This is a genomic window from Vibrio kyushuensis (assembly GCF_050337325.1).
In the GTDB taxonomy this organism is placed as follows: domain Bacteria; phylum Pseudomonadota; class Gammaproteobacteria; order Enterobacterales; family Vibrionaceae; genus Vibrio; species Vibrio kyushuensis.
Genome location: NZ_JAKJSV010000006.1, coordinates 328,428 through 346,275 on the forward strand (window position 1 = coordinate 328,428; position 17,848 = coordinate 346,275).

Here is a 17,848-nt window from a genome sequence, read left to right on the forward strand (position 1 = left end):
GTCACCTATGAGAGCCTAGCATCGATTAGCTCGACTCTCATGCATAAGTAATCTAGGTTCAGGTTCACTACACTACTTTCCAGTCGTCCTCTTTCTAACCTCACCATTTTCATTAGCGCTAAACGGTTCACTCAGCCCTTTATTTGCCCCTTGGCTCACTTGGGGAAGTGCCGCAGGCACCACGCCTTTTTTAAATCGATTATGAATAATGGACGGCAATCTGCAAATACTAGTGATACTGAGTTGCTGCCATACCCATCGAAACAGAGACAGTGGAGCTTCTTCCCGCTGAACGTCGTGGATGTTTGCGTTCCATTTCTTTTGTTCAGAACAATTTTTACCACTATCGTATTCTGTACTGATACGATATTGGCTCAGCAGTTTGAGGGTTGATTTCAAGCGAAGTTTCAAATAAATCAACCTTCTCAACTCTCCTCGATCTTCGCTCTTAAGCGCCAGAATAAAGCGGTACCATAATGGCAACGGTTTCGATTGGTAATAGCGTTTAACAGTCAATAGCATTACGACCACCATCGCGCTACTTCCTATCAGCAGCATGGCTTTCCACCAATAATGTTGAATAAACGAGCTGAAGGTATGACTCACTTTGAAAGTTTTCCCTTCAATCGTGATCTCTTCAAGTTGCTCTGTTTGTGTATTCCACCACACTACTTGATAACTTGGCAGGGAAAACTCCCCACCTTGTTGCAGCACCAAGGTCTCTTGCTCTGCTCGATGAGACCAGTACTGTCCTCTTGTTTGGGTATCATCCAAACTATTGGGGTGGGTATATCGTTGATGAGGCGCTGTTCCATAACCATTGAGTATTTCAGGCAACAGAATTGATAGAGTATCTTTGCCCTTAACCGCCACACTACGGGTAATACTATCGCCCACTTTCAGAGTGTCTGAAGAGAGGTCCCAACTTTGCTCAATGCTCAGTTCACTGGCTGCCACCCATTGTGATTCATGAGTTAACTGCCCACTTGGTAGATGTGTATTGAATTCAAGTACTGGTGTATATAAAACACCAGAGACATTATCACCATTAGGCCCACTAACTTGAACCTTTACAGAAGTTGGAGGGACCACAATATGCCCACTCGCTAGGGGATAGAGAGTAATTTCCCAACGCTGCTTAGACCAAGTCTGTCCATTTTTACGTTCCGTAAAATTCATCGCAAAAGAATTACGCTGCATGGCGATCACATTGGGAACCTCTATTCTTCCAATCTGAGTACCTGCGGTGAACCAGCGCGGCGTGCCAAGCTCAACGGTTAAAATTACCTGTTCACTAACACTGAAGGTTTTTGATTCGCCCTGCTTTCCTATCCACGCAAAAAGGGTTACATCGCCAGACTCAAGCAGCTGATTCAGACCCTGATGGCTATTACTTTGCGCATAGCTTTTTGTAGCCGCTAAAGCCCCAAACGTAAGCATTAAAAATAAAAGTACAATATGGGTTCTCGTCTTCACTCTATCAGTCACTCTAATCATCATTTTGCCCCACGTTGTGCTGCATGCTTGAAGTAGGTGCTTGTAATTGAATGTGGAACTTAGCCTGCAAAAAGAACTTGGGATCAGCTTCTACTCTTTGAAGCCACATATTCGCCAGCTCTTCACTACCAAGAATTTCGTTGGCGTTAAGTGACTCTCGCATTAAGTACTCTTCCGTCACTTGCTCTTCAGCGCCATCTCCCGTTTGTGGGTTATCACCAAGCTCAAATGACTCTTCAGGACCTTCCGTCGTGTTCATTTGGCTTTCACTCAATCGGTTTACTTCATCAATTAATCCATTTAGTACATCCAGATTATTGATGACTTTTTTAGTCAGCGAGGTCGATAGCACTTGGCTTTCAGACATCTCCTTTAGTAGGTTTCTCGCTGCAAGATATTCCCGTTGCCGCGCCAAAGACGTCGCGGCGTAATAGGTGCCGAGTTCACTGTCCATCTGAATAAAGGCGCTGTGTGCGAGGCTATATTCTCGTGCATAGTAATAGGCCACCCCTTTCCGCTCTAGGTCGTCAAATGCCTTTGCAGCGTCTAAATAACGCTGCTGGTCAAATAACCGTTGTCCTTGCTGATCCGGGGTGAACCATAAATCCATCCACCACTGATTCAGTTTATCTAGCGATGTTTTCTCAACCACGGTGACGGGCTGGTCCGTTGTATCGGGACTAGCATGAGCGACACTTGGCATCATTACAGGCCAATTGATCATGGCGATCAAACACCACTGAACGAGCCAACCCTTTCTAAACCAAAGCAGCATCAGTGTCGCTATCGGGATCAAGAGCCAATATCCCATGTCCTCCCATGGCATCGATGAGTCGCCATTGAGCTGCATGTTACGTTCAATAGCCCGCTCTATCGCTTGAATATCTCGGGTATCAACCGACACTTCAATAAGTTGACCTTGAGTCGCTCTAGCTAACGAACGAAGTGAAGTGAAATCAGCGGGGCTACGGCTCTCTACGTTAGGGTTACCTGCAGCCAAAATAATCAGCTGATAAGGATTTTCACTAAAAAACTGAGCATAGGCATCGATCGATTGAGGCGTAACACCATCACTGATCAAAAGCACGCTGCTTCCAACATCGCCTTTTAATTGCTGCTCAATAAGTGGTAATGTTTTTTCTGCGTGTTTACCGGAGATAGGCATAATGTCTGGATCGATCGCCGCCAAAAATGGAGCAAACACTTGGTTATCTTGGGTAATGGGCATCGCCAAGTGCGCACTGCCAGCATAAGCAATCAACCCCGTTCCGCCACCAGCACGCAGCGTCATCAAATCTTGTATTTTCTGCTTTGATCGCTCAATACGGCTTGGGGCGAGATCTGTCTCTAGCATGGATTGGCTATTGTCTAAGACTATGACTAATGAGGCTTTATCTTCTCCAAAAGGTGATGGCTCTTTTTGCCAACTAGGTCCAGCGCAAACAACAATTGATAAAGCGATACATAATGTCAGTAACTTAAGTGGTAGCTGCTTTTTCCAGCCACTTTCACCAATCGTTAATACTGCTCTAAGGTGTTTAGGAAGAATTGACTGCCACACTTGTTGCGAGTCTTGTTGCCAACGCAGATAGATAAGCACCAACATTGGAATAAACAGCAATAACCAAAGCGGGCGGATAAAGTGAAATTGCTGAATCATCAGTGATAAGTTTTGAACTAGCGTAGAGCCAAATAAAAGATCAAACATCTCTCTTCTCTCCTTCACGTTGAGCACCAACTCTTGCTCTAACCGTCGCGACACTGAACGCCAATAAATAGATGGATACCAACATCGCCACCAAGTAGTGATGAACACTCTGCTTTGGCCAATAGGTTGTACTCTCATACAACTGGGGTTCTAATTCGCTAATGCTTTGATAGGCTTCTTCTAAGGCATCCCGGTTCAACGCTTCAAATGCTTTACCACCTGACTCACTTGCAACACGGTTGATGGTCTCTAGATCAAGTGCCTGTTCGCCAACGGTTCGAGGGTCACCCATGGCTATCATATGAATTCGAACGCCTTTGGCTGCCGCAACTTTTGCAGCATCAATCGGTTCAACGAAGCTACCTGTGTCGTTACCATCAGTTAATACAATCGCTACTTTTTCACGTTCATGTAGTAACTCTGCATTGGTATTTGTGACCGTCTCATCAAACACTTTAATCGCAAGCCCAATGGCATCACCTAAGTGCGTACTTTGCCCCGCCATGGCCACTTCTGTTTGATCAAGTAAGGTTAACCAAACTTGATGATCAGTTGTAAAAGGAGTTTGTACAAAAGCAGCGTCACCAAACAGTATCAGCCCAACACGGTCCCCCTTACGTGTGGTAATAAAATCACCGAGAACTTGTTTCGCTGCATCAAGGCGAGATATGTTTTCACCCGATTGAGAAATAAAGTCTCGTTCGGACATGGAACCAGAAAGATCAACCACGACCATGACATCACGCCCTAGGTTTTCACGCACTTGAGGTTCACCTAAAACCATCGGCTTTGTTAACGCTAAAACCATTAAAAGCCAGCCGAAAACAAGAATGGCCTTTTGCCACCACGCAGGCTGTAGTTGACTTGCACCTTGCGTCGGCGCTTCATCTAACGCTTTAATCAGAACATCAAAAAACGGCACTTTCGTTGCCTGTTGTCGAGTACGATAAGCTGGAACCAATCGGTAGATAATGAAAGGAAGTGGTAATATGATTAACCACCACGGATGACTTAACTCAAAAGCAAAATGACTCATAGTGTCCCCTTTTTAGCGTGGACCATCTCTACAGATAATTTCGCTTTATGGTGATTAAGCCAGTCTTCGCATAACTTTTTCAGCTCCAATCGGTCTTCCTGACTCAATTCAGAATTAGGGTTCACAGCACTTTCAAGCCACTGCTGAGCAACATAAGAGTGAACAAATACTTTGTTTTCAGCATGCGCATCTAACGTAGCGAGAAAGTCCTCGCCAAACTGACTTGAAGACTTGGGATAGATATGAATTGCCACCGTTTTCATAATCTTAAATAGCTGACTTGGATATTGAGGGGATAAAAAGTCGAGCTTAGACATCGCCGTTATGGCTTCAGCTCTATATCGATTGTCCCACCAAAAACGGCCTTTTCGATACAACCAGAAGCACAGGCAGATGAACATCATTAATGCGAGAACTTTCCAGCCAATGGTTTGCGGATACCAACTGATGCGACTAGGAACTTCCACATCAAATAGATTACGTAAGATGTAAGTACTCGGAGGGCTATGTTGCATTATTTAATCCCCCCAACAGCAGCCTTATACATACGTAGATGCTCACCACAGGTTGTTAGCTCGATAAACGGTAAGTGGTTTACTGACATCATTTTTTTTAGCTGCTGCTGTTTAGCTATTGAGTGTTCAGCAAGCGATTGATTTACAGCGGCTAATTTGTGTTTGTCATTAAGATTAAACTGCAAAGCCCCATCACCCACAACCCAATGACTTTTGGCTATCCACTCTGGCACGTTTTCTTCCAACGGGTCTGTCACCATAATCGCCAATACATCATTATGCCGCTGAAGGTATTTTAAACGGTCGATGTCAGCACTGGTCGCATCTGAAAAATCACTGATCATAACAATGGTTGAGTTGGTCATCTTCTGACGTGTTAGTTGGTCGATCACATGAGTGAAAGAGACGTTCTCAGCGTTCGTAGAATCAACCGACAGTGATTGATTTTTACTAGAGATACGCTTTAGAAAAGCCAACAGGTCATTTTGAGAACGCTTTGCCTTTGTCACCGATATAGACTGAGAATCCACCAATAAAAAACCGACTCTGTCACCCTCTTTCAGTGCTCGCCACGCTGTTAATGCTGCAACTTCAGCGGCAACAACCGATTTCATTATCTCGACTGAAGAGAAGAACATCCTACTGCGCTGATCAACACAAATAACAACGTTGCGATCTTTTTCTTCGGTATAGCTTCTTACATGAGGTTTACCGGTTCTCATCGTCACCTTCCAATCAAGGTTACGTATGTCATCACCATGCTGATAATGCTTAAGCTCTTCAAAGTTCAAGCCACGCCCTCGAAAATGAGAGTGGTGACGGCCAGAAAGCGCACTATTTGCTTTCAGCCTTGGTAAAAATAGAAAAGAATCGACATGCTTTTGCAGACGAACGAGCTGCGCATAATCACAATAAACTCTGGGATCATGATCAGAGACACGCGGAATTGAAGTTGGCTTCACCATATACTCTCCTAGCTAGTACCTAGCGAATAACTACCCAATAGCAACGTGGTCTAATAGCTCATTCACAACATCTAAATGTGTCACGCCATCAGCCAATGCGTCATACGAGAGGCTAAAACGATGGCCTAATACCATAGGTGCGACGGCTCTAATATCATCCGGCAGTACATGGTCTCGCCCTTCTAACCAAGCCTGCGCTCTAGCACATTTATCTAGCGCGATAGAAGCACGGGGACTTGCGCCCACTTCAATCCACTTAGCTAGGCTTGATTCTTGATAACGGACTGGTTTTCGCGTTGCCATAACAAGCGCCACTATGTAGTTTTCACTTAACTCTGAAACATTAATGTTGGTGAGTTCACGCCTTGCCGCTAACACAGCATCAGGTTCAATCGTGACGGGAGCTTTACTTTCCATACCGCGATCGTTCTCTGATTTCGTATGAGTACATCCCTGCTCTTCGTTACGAACTAAGCGAATAATGTCCCTTTCGGCTTCATCTTCTGGGTAATCGACGCTTACCTTCATGATAAAACGATCCATCTGAGCTTCTGGTAGTGGGTATGTCCCCTCTTGCTCTACTGGGTTTTGGGTCGCCAGTACCATAAACAGTTCAGGCAGTTGATGGGTTTTATCGCCGACAGTAATCGTACCTTCCGCCATGGCTTCAAGTAGTGCAGCCTGCACTTTAGCTGGCGCTCGATTTATCTCATCCGCTAACACGATGCTATTAAAAATTGGACCCGGCTGAAAATTGAGTTGAGGCTTGCCATTTAGCTCTTGGTACACTTCTGTGCCTGTCACGTCTGAGGGAAGAAGATCGGGAGTAAATTGAATTCGGCCAAAACTGGTCGCCAATGTGTCAGCGAGTGATTTCACGGAGCGAGTTTTAGCGGTTCCCGGTAAGCCTTCAAGTAATACGTGGCCATTGGTCAATAACCCAACCACCAGCGATCGTACAACGTGGCTCTGACCAATAACATTAGACTCAACGTTATCAATTAGTTTTGTAATGGATTCGAATGCATGACTCATACTGTTGATCTTCCTCTGAGGTATTTCTCTGCATTCTAACCATAAGCAACATAACTATTAGTTATAGCGTCTATCCGGAACAGGATTTCAACTTCATTTATATTCGACCTTTACCTTATATGACTTAGATCAAGAAACTCAGCGATTAAAACGTAGACTCGGCTACAAAGCACGCCCAACGGATTTTATAACCATTAGTTATAGTCACTATAAAGCGACAACCCCTCCGTTCACAATTAAGTTAAGCGCCATCAGCAAGTAAGCACGATCCACTCTTACATTTGCTGAACCACTCTTTTAACCGATTACTATTGGAGTCTTTATGGCTAACCTTTTAAGTAAAGTAGCTGTTGGTGTTGGCGCAATCGCTACCGCTGGCGCAGCTGTTGCAGCTGACAAACCGAATATCCTTGCTATCTGGGGTGACGATATTGGTATTTTCAATATTGGCGCATACAACCACGGCATGATGGGCTACGAAACGCCTAACATCGATCGTATTGCAAACGAAGGTGCAATCTTTACTGACCACTATGGTCAACAATCTTGTACTGCGGGTCGCGCTGCATTCTTAACAGGTCAAGAACCTTTCCGTACCGGTCTTTTAACCATCGGTATGCCGGGTTCTGACCACGGTATCCCAGACTGGGCTCCAACGATCGCTGATTTACTAAAAGACCAAGGCTACATGACGGCTCAGTTTGGTAAAAACCACATGGGCGACCAAGATAAGCACCTTCCAACGGCGCACGGTTTTGATGAGTTCTTTGGTAACCTTTACCACTTGAACGCAGAAGAAGAGCCAGAAACATACTACTACCCTAAAGACCCAGAGTTCCGTAAGAACTTCGGCCCTCGTGGCGTAATTAAGTCAACGGCTGATGGCAAGATTGAAGATACTGGCCCAATGACGCGTAAGCGTATGGAAACGGCTGATGAAGAGTTCTTAGAAAGCTCTTTAGACTTTATGGAACGTGCAGTGAAAGCTGACAAACCATTCTTCATCTGGCACAACACTACTCGTATGCACGTTTGGACTCGTCTACAAGAGAAATACCAAGGCGTATCTGGCGTTTCTATCTACGCTGACGGCATGATGGAACATGATGATCACGTAGGTATCCTACTTGATAAACTTGACGACCTTGGTATCGCTGACAATACCATCGTTATCTACTCAACGGATAACGGCGCTGAAACAGCAACATGGCCTGATGGCGGTGCAACGTTCTTCCACGGTGAGAAAGGCACAACATGGGAAGGCGGTTTCCGCGTACCTCAACTTGTTCGCTGGCCAGGTACTATCGACCCAGGCACTAAAATCAACGACATGATGAGCCACAAAGACTGGATCCCAACGCTTCTTGCAGCAGCAGGCGATGACAAAGTGGTCGAGAAACTTAAGTCAGACAAAGGCGCTCGCTACAACGGTAAGAACTGGCGTGTTCACCTAGATGGCTACAACTTCCTACCATTCTTTGAAGGTAAAGTTGAAGAAGGTCCTCGTAAAGGTCTACTGTACTTCTCTGCAAATGCTGAGCTAGATGCTGTACGTACTGGTGACTTCAAAGTTCAGTTCGCACACATGGAAGGTAACATCTCTGATGGTGTTCGTTTCCAAACTAACTGGCCGTCAATCGTACACCTACGTGCAGACCCATTTGAAAAAGCACCACACGAATCTGGTATGTACATTCGTTGGATGGCAGACAACATGTGGCTATTCGTACCAGTTGCTGGTGAAGTTCAATCGTTCCTATCAACGCTACCTGACTACCCAATTCAACGTAGCCAAGTATTGAACCCTGGTAACTTCAACCAAGACGTACTAATGCTTCAAGGTAAGATGCAACAACTTGAGCAAGTTCACAATAAAGTGATGCAGTAAGCACTATTGATTTAATTCAATAAGTGACTTAGAAAAGCCGAGAGCAGTGATGCTCTCGGCTTTTTGCAATTGGTTAGAAATGCATCTGAAACCGTAAGTTTGATTATGTGCCTAATTATTGAACGAGCCTTTAAAGTGTGGAATAATTGCACACTTAGAATGCCATACCATATAAGGCAGCGGCCTTTCACGAATACTAGGCACAAATGATGACTCGGCCTAAATAACCCTAAACCAAACAACCCCAGAAAGGTCTGCTATCAAGACGTTAAATAATTTTTAAACACCTATACTTCCTATGCTCTTTTAAAAAATTAAACGAGCTAAAAAATGTTGATAGCAATCGAAGAAGAATTACGAAGAGACATCATTTGAATTTACTTATTACGCTACTTTTACTCATGTTATTTAGCGCCCAAAGCTTTGCCAAAAAAGTGAATATTGATAGCTATTGGTGGCAAACACCAAACGCCACAATAATCGAGCTTGAGCAAGAGACAAAGAGAATAGACGCTCAAGACATTGTGGGTAAGCAACTCTTTCTGGCATACCTTTATCAAAGAGTGGGTAGAGATAATGATGCGAAGTCTGTATATCGAACAATACAAAACATAACGTTTGAAACGCCACTACAGCGCGTTTACAGCCTTGCTCTTCAAGCCGCGTTTACGTCATCACATAGTGAGCGTTTACCGTTGCAACTAAAGGCCGTTTCCGCCGCAGAAAGCGCACAACTGCCTTACCACCACGCCCTTTCATCAATTGATTTAGCCCACAGTTACCTTAATCTTGGCAAGTATATTGAAAGCTTAGCGATCCTGCAGAAAACCAATACAATTATACAAACGCAGCAACTGCCGTTACTTGCAGACATAAACAACGCATTTGGCCTCTATTACTTTTACACCAAGCAAGTAGACTTAGCTGAGCAACACTATCTCTCTGCCATTCAACAGGCAAAATCAGCACAAAATATGATCCAGCTGCATCAGCTATACCATAACTTGTACCTCTTATATTCAAACGTTGATAAGCCTGAACAAGCAGAGCAGGCAATTAATGATATGTTTAAGCAAAGCGAGTTAACCAAACTGCCTATACAGCTCATTTATTCATACCTAGCAAAAATAGATTTTTCAATAAAACAGCAAAAGTTTGAGCAAGCATTAGGCAATGTCTTGGAAGCCGAAAAACTGGTAAAAAATCAATATTCTTTTGAATCTGTTTCCAGTTACTTATTTTTAAGAGCCCTAACTTACGCAGAGCTCAACCAGCAGGAGCCAGCATTACTTGCTTTACAGCTAGGAAAAGAATTTGTTCAGAAGGAAGACGGCGATGATTTGATGCTGATCTACCACAGACGGGCGGCCCATATCTATCAGCTTTTAGATTTGTATAAACAAGCGTATGAGAGCTTGGATCAATATTCACACTTGCATCAACAAGCCGATGATAAACAACAAAACAAGATGCGTGCTGAGATGGAAGTTGTCTATGAAGTTGAACGAAAAGATTTGGAAGCAGCGTTACTCTCTGAAAAGAACCGAGTGCAGGAATTAGAATTAAGAGCGGCAGAAGAGCATACGCAAATCTATTACTTAGCCTTTACTGGCTCTGCCCTTCTACTGGTGATGACGCTGTTTTTTCTCAACAGCACACTAAAAAATCGAGCACTATTACGGATACAAGCTAACCGTGACCCCCTCACTAATGTAAATAACAGACGTTTTTATGACGACAGTATTAACAAGCTTTGGCTAAATAATAGTACGCAGCCTTTTTCCATTATTTCTGTTGATATCGACCATTTTAAATCGCTCAATGATAATTACGGGCATGCTTTCGGCGATCAAGTGTTGATCCAAGTGGCTAAACAGATTGTCGCTTCGGTGAAGGCTCAAGATATTGTTGCTCGAATTGGTGGGGAGGAGTTTTCGATCATTTTACCTGATGTGGACTTAGAGGCTGCCAAGCCATGCGCCGAGCGTATTCGAGAAACCATTGCCAAGCATAATTACCCGTTTCAAGGTGAAAATATTCAAGTCACAATCAGTTTAGGGCTCACTCATTCCAGTTTATACAATCATCCAGATGATATGTTTAAGTATGCCGACCGGGCACTGTACCAAGCCAAAAGCTCGGGGCGTAATTGCCTGATAGTGGAGCAGTCAGACCATCGCTAACTTTTACGCCCTTCCAAATAAGCGGGTAATTCTGACTGTAGTTCACACCAGTTCACCTTATAACCTGCGTAGATCTGTGCATCGACTTTCACGGGGATATTGGTATCAAATGTGGATATAGCCAGCTTAATGTTTTCTAAAGGCTCGCCTTTACCCTGAACTCTCAACTTAAGTCACAGTGATAGCAGAATGTCCGACTTGTGCCATTTAGTGCCACATACTCTTTGAGTAAGCTTTTACCTGAAAGCCAAGCAAACTTTTTACTGTAACGCGTAACTACTAAACAATTCCAGACAGAAATAGGTTACTGATATCTAATAACGATCAAGCCGAGGTTTGCTCAGCTATCTCAGCCCTATCCATATCTATTCTTAGTGCTTAAAAGTAGCCATGTCACTTGGGCTGCTTGCCGTTAAGTCACCTGCGGGGTTAATTAGGTGTGGTAAGATTTTAGTCAGGTTAAGCTCAATATTATTATTGGTCACTGGATTAATCTTCTCGTTATACCAACCCACTAAACCAAGCACCGCATAGCCAATTGCGTCATCATCTTCTCGATGTTCAATAATGATCTGTAAGAAGCGTAGAATCGCTTTCTCATTTGAACCCGCTTGTGTGCGAGTGGCGTGGAAGATATCTGTAGCTTCTTTAATTAAACCTTCAAACTCAGTTTCAATCGCTATTTTAAACGAACCGCCATCAACAGAGATTTTCATATTTTATGCCAATTATATACATTCTAATGAGCCCAGAATTGTATCTAATTCAGTTAAAATTGTCGCGGCTCAAATATCAGTCAACATCAGTTATTACAAGTATGACAAAGTTACTTAATGTCCTGTAATGATAGTGTGGATCTGCATTGGCTGTTTGAGACACTAATTATCTGGCACAGACCGATAGCGTTATGAAAATTGATTTTTCACTCTTAAAATCTTTCTTAACCATGACCAATTAAAACAGAGTCTATGAAAAAATTAGCGAATCATCTCGGATGATTATTTTGTTCTCATTCTGATAAATAATGAAAACAAAACAGATAAACATGACATGAATAAATCGAGTATCTAAATAGCATGAAAAAATTAAATCTTATCTTTGCCGCTCTTGTCTTTACGATGCTAGCCGGCTGCTCCTCAACTGCAGCAATCGATACTGGAAAAACAAGATCTTATGCCAAATCACATGAACTTGTTGGCCAAGCTTCTTGGTATGGTAATAAATACCACGGAAAGCTGACTGCAAGTGGTGAGCGGTATAACATGAGGGCCTATACTGCGGCTCATAAAACCTTACCATTTGGGACTATCGTAAAGGTTACAAATACAGCCAATGGCAAGTCGGTCGATGTAAAAATCAATGATCGCGGACCTTTTGTGAAAGGCCGAGTCATTGACCTTTCTAAAAAATCATTTGGGCAAATAGGCAACATTAAAAAAGGCTTAGCACCGATTAAAATTGAGATTATTGATGACAGTAATACCTTTAGGTATAAACACTAATATCCATTCGAACGACGCTGAACTCTCCACTTAACAAATGGCTCGATAAACACTACTCAACTAATAACGAAAACATGTCGAGCGGTGTGTTGTTGAGCCTTAAGACCCGTAACCCGGCTTCGTACTTTTACCTAATACCAAGTGTTCTGCATAGATTAGAGTTCCATTAGGATATCAGCGTAAATAGCCACCAACTTGATAATCGACTGACCGTAGAGACAGAAATCCGTTAGGCCTTACTCAGCACAAGCACACGTGACCGCTGGTACATATGCCAACTTGTTCTGTTTAAACTGAGATATACCCTGTTTGATGACGGCAACAACTTCATTCTCAATTGAGCTGTATTCATGCTCTGCGATCCAACCGCCACAACCATAACCAACCAGCGGTAAATCTTTGGGTTCAATCTCTGGGTCTTCCGCTATTTCTAAAACTAATGCGCTGGATGTGGATGACAGATACCAACTCTGAATCCCCACTTTGCCTCGGCCCTTTATTTTCTCACCAAATTCGATTGTGCCTTGTATCTCTTTTTCATCCAACTCGAGCATTGTATTCATCCTTTAATCCCCTCTTAACCTCAAAGACACGCTAGCCATCAACGATACTATCTATCCGCCTTGATGTATCGCTTAAATTCCCTTTAGAAACTACCGAAATATCCCATTTCGATGCTCTTTTTTAAAGAGATCGAATCGCTTGTTTCACATCAATTCACATTTAATGGTGTGCACTTTTGTCTAACACCTGTATATTAGAGTTATTACTCTAAATATTGGCAATCAGGATGAAACGATACCCTCTTCGACCACTCTTTGTGCTCTGCCTTAGTTTGGCTTCTTCTGCCTCACATGGGGCGGCAATCACCTTTGATCAGGCGTGGCAACTACTGCAAGAGAACAACCACTCTCTTGCAGCGCAGCGATCCAATGTCGAAAGTTATCAGCACATGGAAAATGCAAAGGGAAATTTAAACCTTCCCTCAGTAACACTTGGGGCAAACTACACAAGATTGGACAGCGATGTCAGCGTGACAGGTTCACAATTAGCCGAAGCCACAACCTTTCCTGCGATTGGCGGTGCGTCAGGTGCGATGATGTCGGGTTTACTGCCAATTTTAGGCGGTGTTGAAACGACGATGACCGAAAAGGATATTTTCACTTCTTCTATTCGCGCTATTTGGCCTATTTTTACTGGCGGCCGAATCAGTGCAGCGCAGCAAGCTGCTCAAGGTCAAACTGAACAGGCGAGAAGTCAGTATGAAATGGAGACTCAAGCACGATATGAAGATCTAAGTAAATATTACTTCTCCGTGGTGCTTGCAACCGAGGTTCTTAATACTCGAACAGCCGTTGAGCAAGGGTTAGCTCAGCATTTAGATTTTGCGATAAAGCTCGAAGAACAAGGTCAAATAGCCAGAGTTGAACGCCTACAAGCGGAAGCTTCATTTGATAAGGCCAAGGTGGATACTCGTAAGGCGCAAAGTAACTTAGATATCGCGCAATCTGCACTGAGCAAAATTCTGGCTCAAAATAGCTTAGTGACACCATCAGAAACGTTATTTATCAATCAAAATCTGCCACCAATGCAGGTGTTCATCGATCAAACTCTTGCTACCTACCCCGGTCTTTCACTTCTTGATGCCAAAGAGAAACAGGCCAGCAGCTTAATAAAGGCTGAAAAAGGAAAATACTACCCTGAGGTGTACCTATACGGTGACTACAGCCTGCATGAAGATGACTCACTAGCAAGCCAAATGAAGCCAGACTGGATGGTTGGTGTGGGAGTCAGTATTCCGCTGATTGAGTCGTCTGGTCGTAGTGACACGGTTAAAGCCGCTAATAGCAAGGTTCAGCAAGTTCGTTCACTCAAAGCGCAAGCTCGTGAAGATCTATCGGTATTGGTACAAAAAACCTACCTAGAAGCACATCAATCCATTGATGAAGTACTTGGGCTTGAATCAAGCATCAAGCTTGCAACCGAAAATCTAAATCTGCGTGAGAAAGCCTTTAAACAAGGGCTATCCACTTCGCTTGAAGTGGTGGATGCACAGCTCTACTTAGCCAGCATTCAAACTCAGCAATCAGCCGCTCGTTTCCATTACCTTGTCTCTTTAACAAAGTTACTCGCACTGACAAGCGAGATGAACAGCTATCACCAATATCAATCTAATTCGTATGTCATCGCTCATACGGCTCAGACGCAGGAATCACTATGAAACCTAATAAAGCCATCAAACCTATAATTGCATCACTCATCGCTGTCGGATTTATCGCATGGGTGGGGATGAGCTTCTATAAAGCCTACCAACCACAACCGATTCGCCTACAAGGGATGATTGAAGCACAGCAATACAGCATTTCATCTAAAGTTCCGGGGCGAGTCGATGAGGTACTGGTTCGCAAGGGTGATCAAATTAAACAAGGCGATCTTATTTTCACTCTGCATAGCCCTGAAATTGAAGCGAAGCTAGCACAAGCCAAAGCAGGAGAAAAAGCAGCCGGAGCTCTGGCATCTGAAGCCAATAAAGGTGCAAGAACTCAGCAAATTCAAGCGGCTAAAGATCAGTGGTTAAAAGCGAAAGCCGCTGCAGACCTACTTGAGAAAACCTACCAACGTATCAATAACCTTTTCGGTGATGGTGTTGTTGCAGAGCAGCAGCGTGATGAAGTGAAAACTCAATGGCAAGCGGCCAAATACACGCAAAGTGCCGCGTACCAAATGTATCAAATGACCAAAGAAGGCGTACGTGACGAAACCAAACTTGCGGCGGCAGAAAAAGCGGTAATGGCCGCAGGTGCAGTCGCTGAAGTAGAAGCATTTGCCGCAGATACTCAAATTGAGAGCTGGTTTGATGGAGAAGTTTCACAAGTACTGCTACAAAGTGGTGAACTCGCTCCACAAGGCTTTCCTGTCGTCACGGTCATTGACACCCAAGACGCATGGGCAGTGCTTAATGTTCGCGAAGATTACTTAAAGAATTTCACTAAAGGGACACGATTTGACGCTTACCTACCCGCTTTAGATAAAACCGTCACGTTCACAGTAACTCATGTCGCTGTGATGGGTGACTTTGCGACATGGCGCTCGACAGATGCATCACAAGGCTTTGATCTTCGTACATTTGAAGTGGAAGCTCGTCCTACCTATTCAAAAGATCAACTTCGTATGGGTATGAGCCTTGTGGTTGAGCTACCTGTCGGCAATTAGGTGAGCCAGCTATGAGTCACGTACAACAGCAACTTCAAACCCTCAAGCAAGACAAGTGGTTACTCTCTTGTCTAACTTGGGTGCCAATCGCTTTAGCGTTGTGTATCTGGGGGATTTTTTCTGCAGGTATTGCTCGAGATCTGCCTATCGGGGTTGTCGACCTCTCTCACAGTCAAATATCACAGAAATTAATTCATCAGCTCAATGCCTCACCAACAATCCGTGTTGACGAACAGTTCTCAGATGTCTATCAAGCTAAACAGGCTTTGGTTGAGAGCAATATCTATGCGTATGTGATTATCCCTAACGATTTTGACAAGAGTATTTACCGACAAACGCTTCCTCAGGTTTCTACGTTCTACAACAGTCAGTACATTCTGGTTGGGCGACTAATCAACTCCGCTGTGATGCAATCTATCGGCTATTTTAATGCAACCATTGAAACAGCCCAGCACCTTGCATCGGGGAATACAACCACAGGTTCAGCGCTTGGGAAAGCCGTCCCTATCTCGACTCAAATTACCGCATTATTTAATCAAAATACCAACTACGCTCAGTTTTTAGTTTCAGCTGTTATTCCTGCACTTTGGCAAGTGGTGATCGTCGTCTGTACTATTTTGATTTTGGCTGCCAATTTCCGCCGTTACAATACACTACAGGAGTGGCTAGGCTCGAAGCCCTTACTTACGCTTATTCACACGCTGAAAGGTTATATGCTCATTTTCGCAGTGCAAGGCGTCATGTTTCTAACTTGGTTCTATCATTGGTTAAACTGGCCATTACAAGGGTCATTACTACCTGTCATTTTTGCTCAATGGGCAATGATTGTGGCTTGTATCATCATGGGCTGCTTATTCTTTTTTATAACCCTTGATGCCACTCGAGCGATGAGTTTTGCAGGCGCATTTACTGCACCGAGTTTCGCGTTTATGGGCATAACATTCCCTGTAACGGATATGAACCTATTAGCCCAATGGTGGCGCGCTTTACTGCCCGTTAGCCACTATATTGAAGTTCAAGTTTCGCAAGTTAGTTACGCAGCATCTACGCTGGATTCACTTGGGCATTTACTGCCAATGTTTGGTTACCTCATTGCGCTATTGGCTTGTTTCGCTCTGATCAAAAAACGCTATCAAATAGAGGGAAAAGTATGAGTTTTATTTCTCTGATGAAGCAGGAAATTCGAGACTTCTTCTCGAATAAGGCCGTCGTACTGACGGTATTTGGCGGGATTATATTCTACTCATTTCTATACCCATTGCCGTATGCTCAGCAGTCCCCTTTAGAGCAACATATCTCCATCGTTAACCTTGACAACAGTGCGGTCAGCCTGAAACTAGAACGAATGGTTGATGCAACATCCCAAGTAAAAATCATCCAGCGGGATCATAGTATAGAAGCGGCTAAGAACGCTCTTATTGATGGCAAAGTAAGTGGCATATTGGTGATTCCGAAAGATTTTTATAAAGACCTAATGGTAGGAAAAAGCCCCACACTGGCTTATGCAGGCGATGCTTCCTATTTCTTAGTTTATGGAACCGTTGTTGAAGGATTAGCACAGGCAGGTGCGACTCTTGGCGCAGAAGTTAAAGTCGCTCAATTAATGGCACAAGGTGAGCCACTAGTATCGGCAACGAACCAATACGCAAGTATCAAGGCAAACCTAAAACCTACGTTTAATCCTCGCATGGGTTATGTCGATTATGTTGTTCCGGCGGTTTTTGTACTTATTCTTCAGCAAACATTGATCATGGCTGCGGGATTACTCGTCGCCACGCATAAGTCAGAGTCTAGAGGTTGGAGACTTTACGCGCAGATATCTGTTCTTGCTGTAAGAACTCTATTACTGGTTGGTATCTACATTGTGATGAGCGCTTATTACTTTGGGGCAAGTTTTAGTTGGCATGGAATTAATACCCTAGCCCAGCCACAAGAGTTATTTGCGCTTCTCATTCCGTTCTTGCTTTCATCCTGCCTAATTGGCTATGTATTGGGGTTATGGGTACCGCGTCGAGAACTCGTACCGGTGATTGTTCTTATCAGCTCCATGCCTCTGATTTTCTTGGCGGGTTTTATATGGCCACCAGAGATGATCCCTTCAGCATTACTTTGGATTGCAAACCTTATTCCAAGTACCGCGTCGATTAAAGGCTTCCTATCCCTCAATCAAATGGGTGCCAACTGGCAACAAGTCTCTATTTATTTCACTCACTTATGGCTATTAGTCTTATTCTGGGCGGGGGCTCTTGGAGTTACATTATTCCACCGTGCTCGTCGCCATTAATAAAAGAGAGCGACTTAAAGTT

The 17,848-nt window shown here is 43.8% G+C and carries 15 protein-coding genes; 7 read left to right on the forward strand and 8 right to left on the reverse strand.

All coding sequences use genetic code 11. The annotated features are described in order from the left end of the window. Positions 1-72: 72 nt before the first annotated feature. The 6 genes from L4D20_RS15045 to L4D20_RS15070 are packed head-to-tail and all read right to left on the reverse strand — an operon-like array spanning position 73 to position 6,756. The gene (locus L4D20_RS15045) at positions 73-1,500 is read right to left on the reverse strand and encodes a BatD family protein (protein WP_428802421.1); all 1,428 of its coding nucleotides are present in this window, start codon (positions 1,498-1,500) and stop codon (positions 73-75) included. Beyond that, positions 1,490-3,205, reverse strand: coding sequence for a vWA domain-containing protein (locus L4D20_RS15050; protein WP_428802422.1), 1,716 nt, complete (start codon positions 3,203-3,205; stop codon positions 1,490-1,492). The genes L4D20_RS15045 and L4D20_RS15050 overlap by 11 nt, the downstream gene beginning before the upstream one ends. Beyond that, positions 3,198-4,241, reverse strand: coding sequence for a vWA domain-containing protein (locus L4D20_RS15055; protein ID WP_428802423.1), 1,044 nt, complete (start codon positions 4,239-4,241; stop codon positions 3,198-3,200). Before L4D20_RS15055 ends, L4D20_RS15050 begins: the two co-directional genes overlap by 8 nt. Beyond that, on the reverse strand, positions 4,238-4,756 hold the full coding sequence (locus L4D20_RS15060) for a DUF4381 domain-containing protein (protein ID WP_428802424.1): 519 nt from the start codon (positions 4,754-4,756) through the stop codon (positions 4,238-4,240). The genes L4D20_RS15055 and L4D20_RS15060 overlap by 4 nt, the downstream gene beginning before the upstream one ends. Next, the gene (locus L4D20_RS15065; protein ID WP_428802425.1) at positions 4,756-5,721 is read right to left on the reverse strand and encodes a DUF58 domain-containing protein; all 966 of its coding nucleotides are present in this window, start codon (positions 5,719-5,721) and stop codon (positions 4,756-4,758) included. The genes L4D20_RS15060 and L4D20_RS15065 overlap by 1 nt, the downstream gene beginning before the upstream one ends. Positions 5,722-5,751: 30 nt before the next feature. Continuing rightward, positions 5,752-6,756, reverse strand: a complete 1,005-nt coding sequence (locus tag L4D20_RS15070) for an AAA family ATPase (RefSeq protein ID WP_428802426.1) — start codon at positions 6,754-6,756, stop codon at positions 5,752-5,754. Between the two features lie 322 nt (positions 6,757-7,078). On the opposite strand from L4D20_RS15070, the gene L4D20_RS15075 reads away from it, so the two are divergent. Both L4D20_RS15075 and L4D20_RS15080 read left to right on the forward strand, forming a co-directional pair. Next, positions 7,079-8,644: an arylsulfatase gene (locus tag L4D20_RS15075; RefSeq protein WP_428802427.1), complete on the forward strand. Its 1,566-nt coding sequence runs from the start codon at positions 7,079-7,081 to the stop codon at positions 8,642-8,644. A gap of 371 nt (positions 8,645-9,015) precedes the next feature. Continuing rightward, complete coding sequence (locus L4D20_RS15080; RefSeq protein WP_428802428.1) at positions 9,016-10,827, forward strand: GGDEF domain-containing protein; 1,812 nt, start codon at positions 9,016-9,018, stop codon at positions 10,825-10,827. 371 nt (positions 10,828-11,198) lie between these two features. Here L4D20_RS15080 and L4D20_RS15085 read toward each other — a convergent pair whose 3' ends face one another. Continuing rightward, positions 11,199-11,543: a hypothetical protein gene (locus L4D20_RS15085; protein WP_428802429.1), complete on the reverse strand. Its 345-nt coding sequence runs from the start codon at positions 11,541-11,543 to the stop codon at positions 11,199-11,201. Between the two features lie 360 nt (positions 11,544-11,903). On the opposite strand from L4D20_RS15085, the gene L4D20_RS15090 reads away from it, so the two are divergent. Next, positions 11,904-12,329, forward strand: coding sequence for a septal ring lytic transglycosylase RlpA family protein (locus L4D20_RS15090; RefSeq protein WP_428802430.1), 426 nt, complete (start codon positions 11,904-11,906; stop codon positions 12,327-12,329). A gap of 236 nt (positions 12,330-12,565) precedes the next feature. On the opposite strand, the gene L4D20_RS15095 is transcribed toward L4D20_RS15090, so the two are convergent. Then, on the reverse strand, positions 12,566-12,892 hold the full coding sequence (locus tag L4D20_RS15095; protein ID WP_428802431.1) for a hypothetical protein: 327 nt from the start codon (positions 12,890-12,892) through the stop codon (positions 12,566-12,568). A 227-nt stretch (positions 12,893-13,119) separates the two neighbouring features. Between L4D20_RS15095 and L4D20_RS15100 the strand changes: the two genes are divergently transcribed. Genes L4D20_RS15100 through L4D20_RS15115 form a run of 4 tightly spaced genes read left to right on the forward strand, consistent with a single transcriptional unit; the run spans position 13,120 to position 17,826 of the window. After that, entirely contained in the window at positions 13,120-14,550 is a 1,431-nt protein-coding gene (locus L4D20_RS15100) for a TolC family protein (RefSeq protein ID WP_428802432.1), read from the forward strand. Beyond that, positions 14,547-15,542 carry an HlyD family secretion protein gene (locus L4D20_RS15105; RefSeq protein ID WP_428802433.1) on the forward strand — a complete coding sequence of 332 codons (996 nt, stop codon included), beginning with the start codon at positions 14,547-14,549 and terminating at the stop codon, positions 15,540-15,542. Before L4D20_RS15100 ends, L4D20_RS15105 begins: the two co-directional genes overlap by 4 nt. Before the next feature lie 11 nt (positions 15,543-15,553). Continuing rightward, a complete protein-coding gene (locus L4D20_RS15110) occupies positions 15,554-16,696 on the forward strand; it encodes an ABC transporter permease (protein WP_428802434.1) in 1,143 nt (380 codons plus the stop codon). Then, the gene (locus L4D20_RS15115) at positions 16,693-17,826 is read left to right on the forward strand and encodes an ABC transporter permease (RefSeq protein WP_428802435.1); all 1,134 of its coding nucleotides are present in this window, start codon (positions 16,693-16,695) and stop codon (positions 17,824-17,826) included. The genes L4D20_RS15110 and L4D20_RS15115 overlap by 4 nt, the downstream gene beginning before the upstream one ends. Positions 17,827-17,848: the final 22 nt, after the last annotated feature.

What these genes read in the sequence shown, in the direction of transcription:
- L4D20_RS15045 (WP_428802421.1), bottom strand. Translation starts at nt 1,500, where the DNA reads ATGATGATTAGAGTGACTGATAGAGTGAAGACGAGAACCCATATTGTA.
- L4D20_RS15050 (WP_428802422.1), bottom strand. Translation starts at nt 3,205, where the DNA reads ATGTTTGATCTTTTATTTGGCTCTACGCTAGTTCAAAACTTATCACTG.
- L4D20_RS15055 (WP_428802423.1), bottom strand. Translation starts at nt 4,241, where the DNA reads ATGAGTCATTTTGCTTTTGAGTTAAGTCATCCGTGGTGGTTAATCATA.
- L4D20_RS15060 (WP_428802424.1), bottom strand. Translation starts at nt 4,756, where the DNA reads ATGCAACATAGCCCTCCGAGTACTTACATCTTACGTAATCTATTTGAT.
- L4D20_RS15065 (WP_428802425.1), bottom strand. Translation starts at nt 5,721, where the DNA reads ATGGTGAAGCCAACTTCAATTCCGCGTGTCTCTGATCATGATCCCAGA.
- L4D20_RS15070 (WP_428802426.1), bottom strand. Translation starts at nt 6,756, where the DNA reads ATGAGTCATGCATTCGAATCCATTACAAAACTAATTGATAACGTTGAG.
- L4D20_RS15075 (WP_428802427.1), top strand. Translation starts at nt 7,079, where the DNA reads ATGGCTAACCTTTTAAGTAAAGTAGCTGTTGGTGTTGGCGCAATCGCT.
- L4D20_RS15085 (WP_428802429.1), bottom strand. Translation starts at nt 11,543, where the DNA reads ATGAAAATCTCTGTTGATGGCGGTTCGTTTAAAATAGCGATTGAAACT.
- L4D20_RS15090 (WP_428802430.1), top strand. Translation starts at nt 11,904, where the DNA reads ATGAAAAAATTAAATCTTATCTTTGCCGCTCTTGTCTTTACGATGCTA.
- L4D20_RS15095 (WP_428802431.1), bottom strand. Translation starts at nt 12,892, where the DNA reads ATGAATACAATGCTCGAGTTGGATGAAAAAGAGATACAAGGCACAATC.
- L4D20_RS15100 (WP_428802432.1), top strand. Translation starts at nt 13,120, where the DNA reads ATGAAACGATACCCTCTTCGACCACTCTTTGTGCTCTGCCTTAGTTTG.
- L4D20_RS15105 (WP_428802433.1), top strand. Translation starts at nt 14,547, where the DNA reads ATGAAACCTAATAAAGCCATCAAACCTATAATTGCATCACTCATCGCT.
- L4D20_RS15110 (WP_428802434.1), top strand. Translation starts at nt 15,554, where the DNA reads ATGAGTCACGTACAACAGCAACTTCAAACCCTCAAGCAAGACAAGTGG.
- L4D20_RS15115 (WP_428802435.1), top strand. Translation starts at nt 16,693, where the DNA reads ATGAGTTTTATTTCTCTGATGAAGCAGGAAATTCGAGACTTCTTCTCG.